Below are 15,247 nucleotides of genomic sequence, written 5' to 3' on the forward strand. Positions count from 1 at the left end.
GCTGTTATCATCTTCAGCGCTAAAAATACCTGGCGTCATTCCGACAATGTGGGTCTGACATTACGCCAGGCAGATTCTCTCAATCAATGTTGCATGTAGGCTTTGGTGTGGCTTACCACTGCAATTAAGGATATGAAATGCCTGTAATTACTCTTCCTGATGGAAGCCAGCGTTCCTTTGATCGTCCCGTTAGCGTGATGGATATCGCGCTGGATATCGGCCCTGGCCTGGCAAAAGCCTGCATTGCAGGGCGTGTGAACGGCGAGCTGGTTGATGCGGTTGATCCCATTACCGAAGACGCTTCCGTTGCGATTATCACCGCGAAAGATGAAGCCGGTCTGGAAATTATCCGTCACTCCTGTGCGCACCTGTTGGGTCACGCGATTAAACAGCTGTGGCCAGATACCAAAATGGCTATTGGTCCGGTGATTGATAACGGGTTCTACTATGATGTAGATCTCGATCGCACGCTGACCCAGGAAGATATCGATCTGCTGGAAAAGCGTATGCATGAGCTGGCAGAGACCAATTACAACGTCATCAAGAAGAAGGTGAGCTGGCAGGAAGCGCGTGACGTTTTCGCTGCCCGCGGCGAGCTGTATAAAACCACCATTCTGGATGAAAATATCAGCCACGACGACCGTCCTGGCCTGTATCATCATGAAGAATATGTCGACATGTGCCGCGGTCCGCACGTGCCGAACATGCGTTTTTGCCATTTCTTCAAGCTGCAGAAAATTTCCGGCGCTTACTGGCGCGGCGACAGCAACAATAAAATGTTGCAGCGTATCTACGGCACCGCCTGGGCCGATAAGAAGCAGCTGAATGCTTATCTGCAGCGTCTGGAAGAGGCGGCGAAGCGCGATCATCGTAAAATCGGCAAGCAGCTCGATCTTTATCACATGCAGGAAGAAGCGCCGGGCATGGTTTTCTGGCATAATGACGGCTGGACCATTTTCCGCGAGCTGGAAGTCTTTGTGCGCAGCAAGCTGAAAGAGTATCAGTACCAGGAAGTGAAAGGTCCGTTTATGATGGACCGCGTGCTGTGGGAAAAGACCGGGCACTGGGAAAACTACAAGGAAGCGATGTTCACCACTTCGTCAGAGAACCGTGAATATTGCATCAAGCCGATGAACTGTCCTGGCCATGTGCAGATCTTCAACCAGGGGCTGAAATCCTACCGCGACCTGCCGTTACGTATGGCGGAGTTCGGCAGCTGTCATCGTAACGAGCCGTCAGGCGCGCTGCATGGCCTGATGCGCGTACGCGGCTTTACTCAGGATGATGCCCATGTTTTCTGTACCGAAGAGCAGGTGCGCAGCGAAGTAAACAGCTGCATCCGTATGGTGTATGACATGTACAGCACCTTCGGCTTCGAAAAAATCGTGGTGAAACTCTCTACGCGTCCGGAAAAACGTATCGGCAGCGATGAGATGTGGGATCGCGCCGAGGAAGATCTGGCCGCTGCGCTGAACGAAAATGAGATTCCATTTGAATTTCAGCCGGGTGAAGGCGCTTTTTACGGCCCGAAAATCGAGTTTACCCTGTATGATTGTCTCGATCGCGCCTGGCAGTGTGGTACAGTTCAGCTAGACTTTTCCCTGCCGAAGCGTCTGGACGCCACCTATGTGGGTGAAAATAACGATCGTCAGACGCCGGTTATGATTCACCGCGCTATTCTCGGGTCGATGGAGCGCTTTATCGGTATTTTAACCGAAGAGTTCGCTGGTTTCTTCCCAAGCTGGCTGGCACCGGTGCAAGCCGTGGTGATGAATATCACCGACAGTCAGGCAGAATATGTCAACGAATTGACGCGCAAATTACAGAATGCGGGCATTCGTGTTAAAGCGGACTTGAGAAACGAGAAGATAGGCTTTAAAATCCGCGAGCACACATTACGTCGCGTCCCTTATATGTTGGTCTGCGGTGATAAAGAAGTGGAAGCCGGCAAGGTAGCCGTGCGAACCCGCCGTGGCAAAGACCTCGGGTCGATGGATGTGGATGTGTTTGTTGAGAAGCTGCAACAAGAGATTCGCAGCCGAAATCTTCACCAATTGGAGGAATAAGGTATTAAAGGCGGAAAACGAGTACAACCGACGCGTCCGAATCGTATCAACGGTGAAATCCGCGCCACAGAAGTGCGCTTAACAGGCGTTGATGGCGAGCAGATTGGTATTGTCAGTCTACGTGAAGCTTTGGAAAAAGCTGAAGAAGCGGGTGTTGATTTAGTCGAAATCAGCCCGAACGCCGAACCGCCGGTTTGCCGTATTATGGATTACGGCAAGTTCCTCTATGAAAAGAGCAAATCTTCTAAGGAACAGAAGAAGAAGCAGAAAGTTATCCAGGTTAAGGAAATCAAATTCCGTCCTGGTACCGATGAAGGCGACTATCAGGTCAAACTACGCAACCTGATTCGTTTTCTGGAAGAAGGCGATAAAGCCAAAATCACGCTGCGTTTCCGCGGTCGTGAGATGGCGCACCAACAGATCGGTATGGAAGTGCTTAACCGCGTGAAAGAAGATCTGAGTGAACTGGCAGTGGTCGAATCCTTCCCTTCGAAGATCGAAGGCCGCCAGATGATCATGGTGCTCGCACCCAAGAAGAAACAGTAGGCCTTCAAGTGACAAAACCGCGCAGCCTTCGCGCTGTGCGGCTTTTGCTCCGCCTGTCTGGGTCATTTTATTAACAATGCGAAGTGGATATTTGTAAAAATGCCAAAGATTAAAACTGTCCGTGGCGCGGCTAAGCGCTTCAAGAAGACCGCTTCTGGCGGCTTCAAGCGCAAGCATGCGAACCTGCGTCATATTCTGACCAAAAAATCAACCAAGCGTAAACGTCACCTGCGCCCGAAGGGCCTAGTTTCTAAAGGCGATCTGGGTCTGGTAGTAGCCTGCCTGCCGTACGCATAATTTAATTTTTTTCATCAGAATATAGAACAGGAGAGCTCACATGGCTCGCGTAAAACGTGGTGTAATTGCCCGCGCACGTCACAAAAAAATCTTAAAACAAGCTAAAGGCTACTATGGTGCACGTTCGCGTGTTTACCGTGTTGCCTTCCAGGCTGTTATCAAAGCTGGTCAGTACGCATACCGCGACCGTCGTCAACGTAAGCGTCAGTTCCGTCAGCTGTGGATCGCACGTATCAACGCTGCGGCGCGTCAGAACGGTATCTCTTACAGCCGTTTCATCAATGGCCTGAAAAAAGCGTCCATTGAAATTGACCGTAAAATCCTGGCTGACATCGCTGTATTCGACAAAGTGACCTTTACGGCACTGGTTGAAAAAGCGAAATCAGCTCTGGCGTAAGTCAGATAAAAAAGGGAGCTTGCTCCCTTTTTTATTGCCTGCAACCTGCTTAAATGATTGACATTTATCCCGATGCGCATTTCAATAGTGCCGTTGAAATGATGACAAGGTAACGCAAGCATGCACGCTGCTATTTTCCGTTTCTTTTTTTACTTTAGCACCTGACATTCAGGGGCTTTTGCGCATAAGAAAAGAAACGAAAAATCGCGCTGAAAGCCTCCCTCGTGGAGGCTTTTTTGTTTCTGGCGAATCACATTGGATCTTAAGGTCCCAACGAGAACAGACCAGCCTGACTGGAAGAAGAGGAAACCATGTCCCAACTCGCAGAACTGGTGGCCCGCGCCACGGCCGCCATCGACGAGGCGACGGATATCGCCGCCCTTGACGCCGTGCGCGTCGAATATCTGGGTAAAAAAGGGCATCTTACGCTGCAGATGACGACGCTGCGCGAGCTGCCTGCTGAGGAGCGTCCGGCTGCCGGGGCGGTGATTAACGAAGCCAAACAGCAGGTACAGGAACGTCTGAACTCCCGTAAAAACACGCTGGAGTCGGCGGCGCTGAACGCCCGTCTGGCGGCTGAAACCATTGATGTCTCTCTGCCAGGCCGTCGTGTGGAAAACGGCGGGCTGCATCCGGTCACCCGTACCATCGATCGTATCGAAACCTTTTTCGGCGAGCTGGGCTTTGCGGTCGCGACCGGACCGGAAATTGAAGATGACTACCACAACTTTGATGCGCTGAATATTCCCGGCCACCATCCGGCGCGCGCCGACCATGACACCTTCTGGTTCGACGCCACACGTCTGCTGCGTACGCAAACTTCTGGCGTGCAGATTCGCACCATGAAAAACCAGCAGCCGCCGATCCGCATTATCGCGCCGGGCCGCGTTTACCGTAACGATTACGACCAAACTCACACCCCGATGTTTCATCAGATGGAAGGGCTGATTGTCGATAAAAATATCAGCTTTACCAACCTGAAAGGCACGCTGCATGACTTCCTGCGCAACTTCTTTGAAGAAGATCTGCAGGTGCGTTTCCGTCCTTCCTATTTCCCGTTTACCGAACCCTCAGCGGAAGTGGATGTGATGGGCAAAAACGGCAAATGGCTGGAAGTGCTGGGCTGCGGCATGGTGCATCCAAACGTGTTGCGCAACGTCGGCATCGATCCGGAAGTTTACTCAGGCTTCGCGTTCGGCATGGGGATGGAGCGTCTTACCATGCTGCGTTATGGCGTGACCGATCTGCGCGCTTTCTTCGAAAATGATTTACGTTTCCTCAAACAATTTAAATAAGGGCAGGTTATCCAATGAAATTCAGTGAACTCTGGTTACGCGAATGGGTAAATCCAGCCCTGGACAGCGCTGCGCTGGCTGAACAGATCACCATGGCCGGTCTGGAAGTGGATGGCGTGGAGCCGGTTGCCGGCGCGTTTCACGGCGTGGTTGTCGGCGAGGTAGTAGAGTGCGGACAGCACCCGAACGCCGACAAACTGCGTGTGACCAAAATCAACGTCGGCGGCGATCGCCTGCTGGATATCGTCTGCGGCGCGCCGAACTGCCGTCAGGGCCTGAAAGTGGCTGTGGCGACCGTTGGCGCCGTACTGCCGGGCGATTTCAAAATCAAGGCGGCGAAGCTGCGCGGCGAGCCGTCGGAAGGCATGCTCTGCTCGTTCTCCGAGCTGGGTATTTCTGACGATCATAGCGGGATAATCGAACTGCCGGCCGATGCGCCGATCGGTACTGATATCCGCGATTACCTGAAGCTTGACGACAACACCATTGAAATCAGCGTCACGCCAAACCGTGCAGATTGCCTTGGCATTATCGGTATCGCCCGTGACGTTGCCGTGCTGAATGGCCTGCCGCTGACCGCGCCTGAGATCGCGCCGGTTGCCGCGACGATCAAAGATACCTTCCCGATTCGCGTTGATGCGCCTGCTGCCTGCCCGCGCTATCTTGGCCGCGTGGTTAAAGGAATCAACGTAAAAGCGAATACGCCGCTGTGGATGAAAGAGAAGCTGCGCCGCTGCGGCATTCGTTCTATCGATCCGGTGGTGGATATCACTAACTACGTTCTGCTGGAGCTGGGTCAGCCGATGCACGCTTTCGATCTGGATCGCATCGATGGCGGCATTGTGGTGCGTATGGCGAAAGAGGGCGAAACCCTGACCTTGCTGGATGGCAGCGTAGCGAAGCTGAACAGCGATACTCTGGTGATTGCCGATCACCACAAAGCGCTGGCGATGGGCGGCATCTTTGGCGGCGAGCACTCTGGTGTGAGTGAAGAGACGCAAAATGTGCTGTTTGAGTGCGCTTTCTTTGATCCGCTGGCGATTACCGGTCGCGCGCGCCGTCATGGTCTGCATACCGACGCCTCGCATCGCTACGAGCGCGGCGTCGATCCGGCGCTGCAGCACAAAGCGATCGAGCGCGCCACTCAACTGCTGCTGGCAATCTGCGGCGGCGAAGCGGGTCCGGTTATCGACCAGACCCACGCCGATTCGCTGCCTCCACGCGCTACCATTACGCTGCGTCGCGAGAAACTGGATCGTCTGATTGGTCACGTGATTGCTGACGATCAGGTCAGCGATATTCTTCAGCGCCTGGGTTGTGACGTTACCGTTGGCGATGGCGAATGGAAAGCGATCGCGCCGAGCTGGCGCTTTGACATGGCGATTGAAGAAGATCTGGTGGAAGAAGTTGCGCGCGTTTACGGCTACAACAACATTCCCGATGTGCCGGTTCAGGCTGGCCTGGTGATGACCCAACATCGCGAAGCCGATCTCTCTTTGAAGCGCGTCAAAACCTTGCTGGTGGATAAAGGCTATCAGGAAGCAATTACCTACAGCTTCGTCGATCCTAAAATACAAACGCTGCTGCATCCGGGTGAAGAAGCATTGATTCTGCCAAGCCCGATCTCCAGTGAAATGTCCGCAATGCGCCTGTCGCTCTGGAGCGGTCTGCTGAGCGTGGTGGTCTATAACCAGAACCGTCAACAGAGCCGCGTGCGCCTGTTTGAAAGCGGCCTGCGCTTTGTGCCGGATACACAAGCGGATTTGGGCATCCGTCAGGATCTTATGCTGGCAGGCGTGCTGAGCGGCACCCGTAATGAAGAGCATTGGGATCTGGCGCGTCAGGCTGTCGACTTCTATGATTTAAAAGGTGATTTAGAATCGGTGCTGGAGCTGACCGGTAAACTGGACGAAATTAGCTTCCGTGCGGAAGCTAATCCGGCGTTACATCCGGGTCAAAGCGCAGCAATTTACCTGAAAGATGAACGAATCGGATTTATCGGGGTGGTTCATCCGGAACTGGAACGTAAGCTGGATCTCAACGGACGCACCTTAGTCTTTGAACTGCTTTGGAATAAGGTCGCAGACCGCGTCCTGCCTGATGCGCGCGAGATTTCTCGCTTCCCGGCAAACCGCCGTGATATCGCTGTTGTAGTGCAGGAAAACGTGCCCGCAGCAGATATCATTGCAGAGTGTAAGAAAGTTGGCGTAAATCAGGTAGTTGGCGTAAACTTGTTTGACGTGTACCGCGGTAAGGGTGTAAACGAGGGTTATAAGAGCCTCGCGATTAGCCTGATTTTGCAGGATACCAGCCGGACACTCGAAGAAGAGGAGATTGCTGCGACCGTAGCTCGTTGTGTTGCAGCATTAAAAGAGCGATTCCAGGCAACCTTGAGGGATTGAACCTATGGCGCTTACAAAAGCTGAAATGTCAGAGTACCTGTTCGAAAAGCTTGGTCTGAGCAAACGTGATGCAAAAGAGCTGGTAGAACTGTTTTTTGAAGAAGTCCGCCGCGCTTTGGAAAACGGTGAACAGGTCAAACTGTCTGGATTTGGTAATTTCGACCTGCGCGATAAAAACCAACGTCCGGGGCGAAATCCGAAAACGGGGGAGGATATCCCGATTACTGCCCGCCGCGTGGTGACTTTCCGTCCGGGACAGAAGTTAAAAAGCCGTGTCGAGAACGCTTCACCAAAAGAAGACTGATGCATTTCAGAATTTCAAAAGGCCGCTCAGCGGCCTTTTTTATTGCGGTGCAGGTAATGCCGGCACGCATCCTTAGCTTTCTTTTTGCTGCGATCTCACTACAATCAAATCTCTGTTTTCTCAGTGAATCCTTCTGCTATGACGCTGCTGGATCATCTTGCTCGCCAGTCTGACCGCCGCGCTAAACGCGGAGTGATTGCGCTGAGCCTGCTGCTGCTGCTTCTCTTTATTCTCAGCCTGTGCGCAGGCGACAGCTGGATTTCTCCTCTGCGCTGGTTCAGCGCCAGCGGCGATCTCTTTGTCTGGCAGCTGCGTCTGCCAAGAACGTTGGCGGTGGTGCTGGTCGGCGCGGCGCTGGCGGTTTGCGGCGTGGTGATGCAGGCGCTGTTCAATAATCCGCTGGCGGAACCCGGACTGCTCGGTGTTTCGAATGGTGCCGGCATCGGCCTGGTGCTGGGGGTAATGCTGGGCAGCGGTTCGCTCTGGAGCCTGAGCCTGGCGGCGATGGCGGGGGCGCTGCTGATTACCCTGATCCTGCTGCATTTCGCCCATCGCCAGCTCTCCGTTGCCCGCCTGCTGTTGACCGGCGTCGCGCTGGGCATCATCTGTAGCGCTATCATGACCTGGGCGGTCTACTTCAGCACCAGCCTCGATCTGCGTCAGCTGATGTACTGGATGATGGGCGGCTTCAGCGGCATCGACTGGCGCTACCGCTGGATGATGCTGGGAGTGTTGCCGGTGACGCTGGCGCTGATCGCCACCGCGCGCGTGCTGAATTTGCTGGCGCTGGGCGAACTTTCGGCGCGTCAGCTTGGCCTGCCTCTGCTGTTCTGGCGCAACCTGCTGGTGCTGGCAATGGGCTGGCTGGTGGGCAACAGCGTGGCGATGGCAGGAGCCATCGGCTTTGTCGGTCTGGTGATCCCGCATCTGTTACGGTTGAGCGGAATCAACGATCACCGTTGGCTGCTGCCCGCCTCGGCTTTGGCAGGGGCAGCTGTGCTGTTAGGGGCGGATATTATCGCCCGGCTGGCGCTGTCATCCGCCGAGTTACCCATTGGCGTGGTTACCGCCACCTTGGGTGCGCCGCTGTTTATCGTGCTGTTACTGAAATCTTCACGCTAGCTTTGGCTGGCTCTCTTAATCAACACAGGTGAACTATGAGCATTTTTCAGACTGAACTGGAAACTCTTGATGGGGAAAAAACCACCTTAGCGCAGTGGCAGGGCAAGGTACTGTTAGTGGTGAACGTGGCGTCGAAATGCGGCCTGACGCCGCAATACGAGCAACTGGAGCAGCTGCAAACCGCCTGGCAAGAGCAGGGGTTCAGCGTATTGGGCTTTCCCTGCAACCAGTTCCTGGAACAGGAGCCGGGCAGCAACGAGGAGATCAAAACCTTTTGCAGCACCACCTATGGCGTCACCTTTCCGATGTTCAGCAAGATGGAGGTGAACGGGCCGCAGCGTCATCCACTCTATACGCAGCTGGTCGCCGCGCAGCCGCAGGCGCTGGCACCGGAAGGCAGCGGTTTCTATGAACGTATGGCGAGCAAAGGGCGTGCGCCAAAAGCGCCGGGCGATATTCTGTGGAACTTTGAAAAGTTTCTTATCGACCGTGAAGGCAAGGTGGCGCAGCGATTCTCGCCCGATATGACGCCGGACGATGCCATCATTCAGCAAAGCATTAAGCTGGCACTGGCAAAATAGATGCTGATGAGGCTGCAGGGCGTAGCCGTTCCCGGACGGCTTGCCCCTTTTTCCGCCACGTTGCCGGCCGGTCAGCTGCTGCATCTGGTCGGGCCAAACGGTGCAGGCAAAAGCACAGTGCTGACGCTGCTGGCCGGTCTGCTTGCCTTCCGGGGCGAGATCGATTTTCTCCGGCAACCCTTAACCCGCTGGACGGCGCAGGCATTGGCGCAGACGCGCGCCTGGCTGCCGCAGCAGCAGGCGCCGCTCAGTCAGATGCCGGTTTTTCACTATTTGCAACTGCATTTGCAGGCCAACAGCGACGCGCTTCACAAAGATGCCGCGCTGCGTGCTGTGCTGGAGGAACTTCAGCTGATGGATAAGCTGAAGCGCCCACTGACGCAACTGTCCGGCGGCGAATGGCAAAGAGTCAGGCTGGCGGCAGTGGCGCTGCAAATCGACCCGGCGATCAATCCACAAGGGAAACTGTTGATTCTGGATGAACCCATGACGGCGCTGGATGTGGCGCAACAGAAAGCGGCAGACGACGTGATCGCGCGTTTGTGTAAAGCCGGCATTACCGTGATCGCCAGCGGGCACGATCTCAATCACAGCCTGCAGCAGGCAGACAGCGTATGGCTGATGCATCAGGGCGCGGTCGTGGCGCAGGGCAATGCCGCGACGTTACTGACGCCGGAGCGTCTCTCGCCAATTTATCAGATCGCTTTTCGCCAGTTTGAGCTGGATGGACACTCGCTGCTCACCGTGCTGCGTTAGGCGATGCGCGCCGCTTGCCAGCCTGGCCGCTTTCCCGCTAAAGTAGCGGCGGTTGCGGGTTACGAAGGATTGCTTCTCATGCGGATTGGATTACTGATAGTCGTGCTGTTGCTGGCGGGCTGTAGCCACCATGCGCCACCTCCCAACGCCAGACTCTCTGATTCCATTACCGTGATTGCGCAACTCAACGATCAGCTCGGCGAGTGGCGCGGCACCCCTTATCGCTATGGCGGCATGGGACATGGCGGCGTTGACTGTTCCGGCTTCGTTTATCTGACCTTCCGCGATAAGTTCGATTTGCAGCTGCCGCGCACCACGCGCGCGCAGAGCGATATCGGCACGCGCATTGATAAAGATGAGTTACTGCCGGGAGATTTGGTGTTTTTCAAAACCGGCAGGGGTGAAAACGGCCTGCACGTCGGTATTTACGATACCGATAATGCCTTTATTCATGCCTCTACCAGCCAGGGTGTGATCCGCTCGTCACTGGATAACGTTTACTGGCGTAAAGCGTTCTGGCAGGCGCGTCGCATCTGAATTTCCTTTTCTTTCGGGTTTACAGAAAAGCCGCTCTCAGAACACTTCCGATGCGGCATCTTAAATCAAATTACTCTTGTAATTACCTGGTATTATAATTGGTACTTTACTTGCGGCGTCATTAATACTAACAATAACGCTGCAATTTAACGGTCTGACTAATGCAAAAGCGGCTATTTGGCTTAAGTGAATTACGGCGCGCTCGGCATCGGCTTTACAGCAGTGATATCCATCTCTGCGGTAATTTGGTACTATTGCCTGTGCTTTTTGGTTGTTATACGATGCGTCACTTGCCACATTATCTGGCTGAGAAAAATGAAAATTCATTTAACTGCCGACTACAGGTCGGAGACATTTTTTAATCCTGTTTATTTATTTACAGGCCAGCTTACTGCGGTTGAATTAGCGACGCAGTATGTGCATGACCATGCGCCCGTTACGCTACCGCAGGATCTCCTTTTACCGCAGCTCGACGAGGCTCAGCACCTGCGTCTGTTGCAGAGCCAGATCGCCCTGCTTGAGCAGCATCAGGCATTTTTCGAACAGCACCAGGTAATGGCGCTGATGCGTATTGATGATGTTATGGCAGCTACCATACTTGAAAGCGAATTTCTGCTGCGTAAATTACTTCTGCTGCCTTTTTTAGTTCTTGACGTAAGTGAAACGTTTCCGCAATTAGCTCAGGGAAAAAAGAATCCGTTATTAAATGCGCTTAGTCAAAATTTCCGCTTATCCCTTTCGCAATTCGGCGCCGGAAAATCACCGGCAACGGCAGTGTATGATAATCTTTTTACCTGCCTCAGGCTGGATAAAGATTTTATTCATTCGCTCGCTACACGCGCCTCTTTTTTACCTTTTATTCAGGTTATTCTCGATAATTATAACTCTCATGTTGATCACATTATTATTTCCGGCATTGATGATGTTTCTATGCTGGATAAAGTCGCCGCGTTGCCCGGCGTTTATCTGCACGGGAACCTGTTCCCGACGGTTAAAGCCGACGCCCTGTGTGAACTGGTGTTCCCACCCAAAATGTTGACGTCCCCACGCCCTTAATCATCGCCTCGCCTGTCTAATTTCTGCCGCTGGCATTACACTGGGTAGAATAATCAGATTGTTACCGAAACGACGTTGCTGTTGCGCCCAGGGCAAAAACAGCGCGTATCGGGAGGCGCTATGCAGTTTACAAATACCTGGTATCACGAACTGGCGGGCTGCTACAGCGCGCTGAAACCCACGCCGCTGGACGGCGGCCGCTTGCTTTATCACAACGCGCCGCTGGCGGCGGAAATGGCGCTGGACGCTGAGTTATTTGTCGGACAAGGGAGCGGTGTCTGGTACGGACGCGATCTGCTGCCCGGCATGCAGCCGCTGGCGCAGGTTTACAGCGGCCATCAGTTTGGTGTCTGGGCAGGGCAGTTAGGCGACGGGCGCGGTATTCTGCTGGGCGAGCAGCAGTTACAAAACGGGCGCAAGCTCGACTGGCACCTGAAAGGCGCCGGGCTGACCCCTTATTCCCGGATGGGCGATGGCCGTGCGGTGATCCGCTCGACGGTGCGTGAATTTCTCGCCTCGGAAGCGATGCACTATCTGGGAATCCCCAGTACGCGCGCGCTGAGTATCGCCATCAGCGATGAGCCGGTGCGGCGTGAAACCACCGAGCGCGGCGCCATGCTGATGCGCATTGCGGAAAGCCATTTACGTTTCGGTCATTTCGAGCACTTTTTCTATTCCGGTCAGCAGGAGAAGGTTCAGCAGCTGGCCGACTACGCCATACGTCATCACTGGCCCGAGCTGGAGCAGGAGGCCGATCGCTATCTGCTCTGGTTTACCGATATCGTGAAGCGCACCGCCAGCATGATTGCACTCTGGCAAAGCGTCGGCTTCGCTCATGGAGTAATGAATACTGACAATATGTCGATTCTCGGCCTGACGATAGATTACGGCCCGTACGGTTTTCTCGATGACTATCAGCCTGACTTTATCTGCAATCACAGCGACTATCAGGGCCGCTACGCCTTTAATAACCAGCCGATGATTGGATTGTGGAATCTTAACCGGCTGGCCCATGCGCTTTCAGGACTGTTGAGCGTGGAGCAGCTGAAGCAGGGGCTGAGTGTTTATGAACCTGAGTTGATGCGCGTCTGGGGTGAACGTATGCGCGCCAAACTGGGACTGCTCACCGCCGATGAGCAGGACAATGCCATCCTGAGCGATCTGCTTGCGCTGATGGCGCAGGAGCACAGCGATTACACTCTGACCTTTCGTCGGCTGAGCAACACGCAGCAGCAGGAGAGCCGTTCCCCGCTACGCGATGAGTTTATCGATCGTGACGCCTTTGACAGCTGGTATCAGCGTTACCGCATGCGGCTGTTGCAGGAAGAGCGTCAGGATGAGGAGCGGCAACGCGTGATGCAGGCGGCCAATCCGGCGCTGGTGCTGCGTAACTATTTGGCGCAGCAAGTCATCGATGAGGTTGAGCAGGGCGAAATCACGCAGTTGCAGCATCTGCATCAGGCGCTGCAACGGCCTTACACGGAGAATCCGGCATGGGCCGATTTAACGCGCCGTCCGCCGGACTGGGGGAAAAAGCTGGAGGTCAGCTGTTCCAGCTAAAGCGTGCAGGTCGTCAGAAACGGCTTGCTACTGCATCCGCCAACAGCGCCAGCACGCTGGCGCTATCTTCCCAGCCGAGGCAGGGGTCGGTAATCGACTGGCCGTAAACCAGCGGCTGGCCGCCGATCACTTTCTGGCTTCCTTCCTGTAAAAAGCTTTCAATCATCACGCCCGCTACGGCGGTTGAACCGTCGCGAATCTGTTGCGCAACGGCTTCCGCCACGTCGCGCTGACGACGATGCTGCTTCAGGCAATTGCCGTGGCTAAAATCGATAACCAGCTGCTCTGGCAGGTTAAACTCACGCAGGCTCGCCGTTGCCGCCGCAATATCTTCCGGATGGTAGTTGGGCTGTTTGCCGCCGCGCAAAATTACATGCCCGTGTGGATTGCCGCTGGTCTGATAAATTGTCATCAAACCGTTTTTATCGGGCGACAGGAACATATGGCTGACGCGGGCGGCGCGAATCGCATCTACCGCAATGCGCACATTGCCGTCAGTGCCGTTTTTAAAGCCAACCGGGCAGGAGAGCGCAGAGGCCATTTCCCGATGAATCTGGCTTTCGGTGGTGCGCGCGCCGATAGCGCCCCAGCTAATTAAGTCAGCGATAAACTGGCCGATCACCATATCGAGGAATTCGGTCGCGGTCGGCATGCCCAGCGCGTTGATCTCCAGTAGCAGCTGGCGCGCAATCCCGATGCCGCGATTGACGTCGAAGCTGCCGTCAAGATCGGGATCGGAGATCAGTCCCTTCCAGCCCACAACAGTGCGCGGCTTTTCAAAATAGGCGCGCATCACGATTTCCAGCCGATCCTGATAGCGTTCGCGCAGCAGGTTCAGGTTGCGGGCATATTCCAGCGCCGCCCGCGGATCGTGCAGGGAGCAGGGACCGATAACCACCAGCAGTCGCTTATCTTCACCCGTCAGGATACGGGCGATGCGCTGGCGGGCGGCCGTCACGTTTTCGGCAATCGCCGGGGTAATCGGGTGCTGCTGCGCGAGAGCCGCCGGCGTCACCAGACTGCTAATGCGCGCGGAGCGCAGTTCGTCTGTTTTATTCATCGTTTTCTCTGAATGCTTTTCTTCGCAACGGCGGAAATACCGGGAAGTGATGATGGCCACAATAAACCATTAGCATGCAAATTCAATCCGTTGCAGGATAAAAGAAAGCAAAGCGCACGGCAGCCAGTCTTTACAACCGCGCCCGCTGCCGTGGCGGGGATCAAAACATGCGACGCGTCAGGCCCATAATGTCGAGAATTTTCGTCGCGATCTCTTCTACCGAATAGTTGGTGCTGTTGAGATAACGGATCTGGTGGGTGCGGAACAGCGCTTCCACTTCACCCACCTCAAGCCGACACTGGCGCAGCGAGGCGTAGCGGGAATTCTCGGCGCGCTCCTGACGAATCGCCGCCAGACGTTCAGGATCGATAGTCAGACCAAACAGCTTATGCTGATAAGGGCGCAGCGCTGTCGGCAGTTTTAAGTTATCCATATCGTCGGCGATAAACGGATAATTGGCGGCACGTACGCCGAACTGCATAGCGAGATAGAGACTGGTGGGTGTTTTACCACAGCGCGACACGCCCAGTAAAATTACCTGAGCATCATCCATGCCGCGTAAAGAGATGCCGTCATCATGCGCCAGCGCGTAATCGATAGCGGCAATACGCGCGTCATACTTGCCGAGATTATTGGCCGTCAGGCCGTGGGTACGGTGCGCTTCCGGAGCAGGCGCGACACCCAGCTCCTGCTGTAGCGGGGCGACCAGCGCCTGCACGATATCCTGACAAAACCCGTCGCTCTGCAGAATAATCTCACGTACCTCTGGCGTCACGATAGAGAAGAAGACCAGCGGCCTTACGCCGCTTTTCTGGCAGAGCGCATTGATCTGCGCTTTTACCGCCTGCGCCCGCTGCACATTTTCGACGAAGGGTAAGGTTACGCTGTTGGTGCCAACCGGAAACTGCGACAGCACCGCATGCCCCAACACTTCGGCGGTAATGGCGGTGCCGTCGGAGATATAAAAAACGCTTCTTTCTGTGGTCATATTCATAATGACTCCTGCGGTCAGCTTCAGCATAACCGGCATGGTGAGAACAGACGAATCGGTAATTAACGATAAAATGAAAAATCCATACTATTATCTTTTGAAGTTTTCACTTTTTATTCAGATTGCACCGAAAACATTGTGGCAAAATGAAATGGCGTTTCTTTTTTGCCATTTTCTTTTACGCAAAGCGGCCAGATTTATTTGCGCAACGCCGTTGTGCCGTGTAATGCCATAAATGCCGCAATTATTAAAGACACCAACAGCTTAATCACAATTT

Annotated in this window: 16 protein-coding genes and 1 other annotated feature; of the genes, 14 read left to right on the forward strand and 2 right to left on the reverse strand. The window is 54.5% G+C overall.

The genetic code is table 11. From position 1 onward, the window contains the following. Positions 1–137: 137 nt before the first annotated feature. From thrS to ABU178_RS09355, 14 genes are all read left to right on the forward strand, one after another. On the forward strand, positions 138–2,066 hold the full coding sequence (gene thrS / locus ABU178_RS09290) for a threonine--tRNA ligase (protein WP_397214101.1): 1,929 nt from the start codon (positions 138–140) through the stop codon (positions 2,064–2,066). Positions 2,067–2,069: 3 nt separating this feature from the next. Beyond that, entirely contained in the window at positions 2,070–2,612 is a 543-nt protein-coding gene (infC, locus tag ABU178_RS09295) for a translation initiation factor IF-3 (RefSeq protein WP_397215759.1), read from the forward strand. Between the two features lie 99 nt (positions 2,613–2,711). After that, complete coding sequence (rpmI, locus tag ABU178_RS09300) at positions 2,712–2,909, forward strand: 50S ribosomal protein L35 (RefSeq protein ID WP_081137701.1); 198 nt, start codon at positions 2,712–2,714, stop codon at positions 2,907–2,909. Between the two features lie 40 nt (positions 2,910–2,949). Beyond that, positions 2,950–3,306, forward strand: coding sequence for a 50S ribosomal protein L20 (gene rplT, locus ABU178_RS09305; RefSeq protein WP_007892678.1), 357 nt, complete (start codon positions 2,950–2,952; stop codon positions 3,304–3,306). 115 nt (positions 3,307–3,421) lie between these two features. Further along, positions 3,422–3,547 (forward strand) — a sequence feature (Phe leader region). After that, positions 3,427–3,471 (forward strand): pheST operon leader peptide PheM, encoded by a 45-nt coding sequence (pheM, locus tag ABU178_RS09310; protein ID WP_123912837.1) that lies wholly within the window; start codon positions 3,427–3,429, stop codon positions 3,469–3,471. Its footprint overlaps the feature before it by 45 nt. Positions 3,548–3,617: 70 nt before the next feature. Then, on the forward strand, positions 3,618–4,601 hold the full coding sequence (gene pheS, locus ABU178_RS09315; RefSeq protein WP_397214105.1) for a phenylalanine--tRNA ligase subunit alpha: 984 nt from the start codon (positions 3,618–3,620) through the stop codon (positions 4,599–4,601). Between the two features lie 14 nt (positions 4,602–4,615). Next, positions 4,616–7,003 (forward strand): phenylalanine--tRNA ligase subunit beta, encoded by a 2,388-nt coding sequence (gene pheT, locus ABU178_RS09320; protein WP_397214108.1) that lies wholly within the window; start codon positions 4,616–4,618, stop codon positions 7,001–7,003. Between the two features lie 4 nt (positions 7,004–7,007). Next, positions 7,008–7,307 carry an integration host factor subunit alpha gene (gene ihfA / locus ABU178_RS09325; protein WP_017802142.1) on the forward strand — a complete coding sequence of 100 codons (300 nt, stop codon included), beginning with the start codon at positions 7,008–7,010 and terminating at the stop codon, positions 7,305–7,307. 138 nt (positions 7,308–7,445) lie between these two features. Next, a complete protein-coding gene (btuC, locus tag ABU178_RS09330) occupies positions 7,446–8,429 on the forward strand; it encodes a vitamin B12 ABC transporter permease BtuC (protein WP_397214111.1) in 984 nt (327 codons plus the stop codon). A gap of 35 nt (positions 8,430–8,464) precedes the next feature. Further along, positions 8,465–9,010, forward strand: a complete 546-nt coding sequence (locus tag ABU178_RS09335) for a glutathione peroxidase (RefSeq protein ID WP_397214113.1) — start codon at positions 8,465–8,467, stop codon at positions 9,008–9,010. Then, on the forward strand, positions 9,011–9,766 hold the full coding sequence (btuD, locus tag ABU178_RS09340; protein ID WP_397214115.1) for a vitamin B12 ABC transporter ATP-binding protein BtuD: 756 nt from the start codon (positions 9,011–9,013) through the stop codon (positions 9,764–9,766). A gap of 78 nt (positions 9,767–9,844) precedes the next feature. Further along, positions 9,845–10,303 carry a C40 family peptidase gene (locus ABU178_RS09345; RefSeq protein WP_397214117.1) on the forward strand — a complete coding sequence of 153 codons (459 nt, stop codon included), beginning with the start codon at positions 9,845–9,847 and terminating at the stop codon, positions 10,301–10,303. A gap of 315 nt (positions 10,304–10,618) precedes the next feature. Then, entirely contained in the window at positions 10,619–11,359 is a 741-nt protein-coding gene (locus tag ABU178_RS09350) for an EAL domain-containing protein (RefSeq protein WP_397214119.1), read from the forward strand. Between the two features lie 120 nt (positions 11,360–11,479). After that, a complete protein-coding gene (locus ABU178_RS09355; protein ID WP_397214121.1) occupies positions 11,480–12,919 on the forward strand; it encodes a YdiU family protein in 1,440 nt (479 codons plus the stop codon). A 13-nt stretch (positions 12,920–12,932) separates the two neighbouring features. Here the strand turns inward: ABU178_RS09355 and ABU178_RS09360 are convergent, their stop codons facing one another. Both ABU178_RS09360 and ppsR read right to left on the reverse strand, forming a co-directional pair. Next, a complete protein-coding gene (locus ABU178_RS09360; RefSeq protein WP_397214123.1) occupies positions 12,933–13,979 on the reverse strand; it encodes a 3-deoxy-7-phosphoheptulonate synthase in 1,047 nt (348 codons plus the stop codon). Between the two features lie 160 nt (positions 13,980–14,139). After that, on the reverse strand, positions 14,140–14,973 hold the full coding sequence (ppsR, locus tag ABU178_RS09365; protein WP_397214125.1) for a posphoenolpyruvate synthetase regulatory kinase/phosphorylase PpsR: 834 nt from the start codon (positions 14,971–14,973) through the stop codon (positions 14,140–14,142). Positions 14,974–15,247: the final 274 nt, after the last annotated feature.

The organism is Pantoea osteomyelitidis, from assembly GCF_044342975.1.
In the GTDB taxonomy this organism is placed as follows: Bacteria; Pseudomonadota; Gammaproteobacteria; order Enterobacterales; family Enterobacteriaceae; genus Pantoea; species Pantoea osteomyelitidis.

What these genes read in the sequence shown, in the direction of transcription:
- thrS (WP_397214101.1), top strand. Translation starts at nt 138, where the DNA reads ATGCCTGTAATTACTCTTCCTGATGGAAGCCAGCGTTCCTTTGATCGT.
- rpmI (WP_081137701.1), top strand. Translation starts at nt 2,712, where the DNA reads ATGCCAAAGATTAAAACTGTCCGTGGCGCGGCTAAGCGCTTCAAGAAG.
- rplT (WP_007892678.1), top strand. Translation starts at nt 2,950, where the DNA reads ATGGCTCGCGTAAAACGTGGTGTAATTGCCCGCGCACGTCACAAAAAA.
- pheS (WP_397214105.1), top strand. Translation starts at nt 3,618, where the DNA reads ATGTCCCAACTCGCAGAACTGGTGGCCCGCGCCACGGCCGCCATCGAC.
- pheT (WP_397214108.1), top strand. Translation starts at nt 4,616, where the DNA reads ATGAAATTCAGTGAACTCTGGTTACGCGAATGGGTAAATCCAGCCCTG.
- ihfA (WP_017802142.1), top strand. Translation starts at nt 7,008, where the DNA reads ATGGCGCTTACAAAAGCTGAAATGTCAGAGTACCTGTTCGAAAAGCTT.
- btuC (WP_397214111.1), top strand. Translation starts at nt 7,446, where the DNA reads ATGACGCTGCTGGATCATCTTGCTCGCCAGTCTGACCGCCGCGCTAAA.
- ABU178_RS09335 (WP_397214113.1), top strand. Translation starts at nt 8,465, where the DNA reads ATGAGCATTTTTCAGACTGAACTGGAAACTCTTGATGGGGAAAAAACC.
- btuD (WP_397214115.1), top strand. Translation starts at nt 9,011, where the DNA reads ATGCTGATGAGGCTGCAGGGCGTAGCCGTTCCCGGACGGCTTGCCCCT.
- ABU178_RS09345 (WP_397214117.1), top strand. Translation starts at nt 9,845, where the DNA reads ATGCGGATTGGATTACTGATAGTCGTGCTGTTGCTGGCGGGCTGTAGC.
- ABU178_RS09350 (WP_397214119.1), top strand. Translation starts at nt 10,619, where the DNA reads ATGAAAATTCATTTAACTGCCGACTACAGGTCGGAGACATTTTTTAAT.
- ABU178_RS09355 (WP_397214121.1), top strand. Translation starts at nt 11,480, where the DNA reads ATGCAGTTTACAAATACCTGGTATCACGAACTGGCGGGCTGCTACAGC.
- ABU178_RS09360 (WP_397214123.1), bottom strand. Translation starts at nt 13,979, where the DNA reads ATGAATAAAACAGACGAACTGCGCTCCGCGCGCATTAGCAGTCTGGTG.
- ppsR (WP_397214125.1), bottom strand. Translation starts at nt 14,973, where the DNA reads ATGAATATGACCACAGAAAGAAGCGTTTTTTATATCTCCGACGGCACC.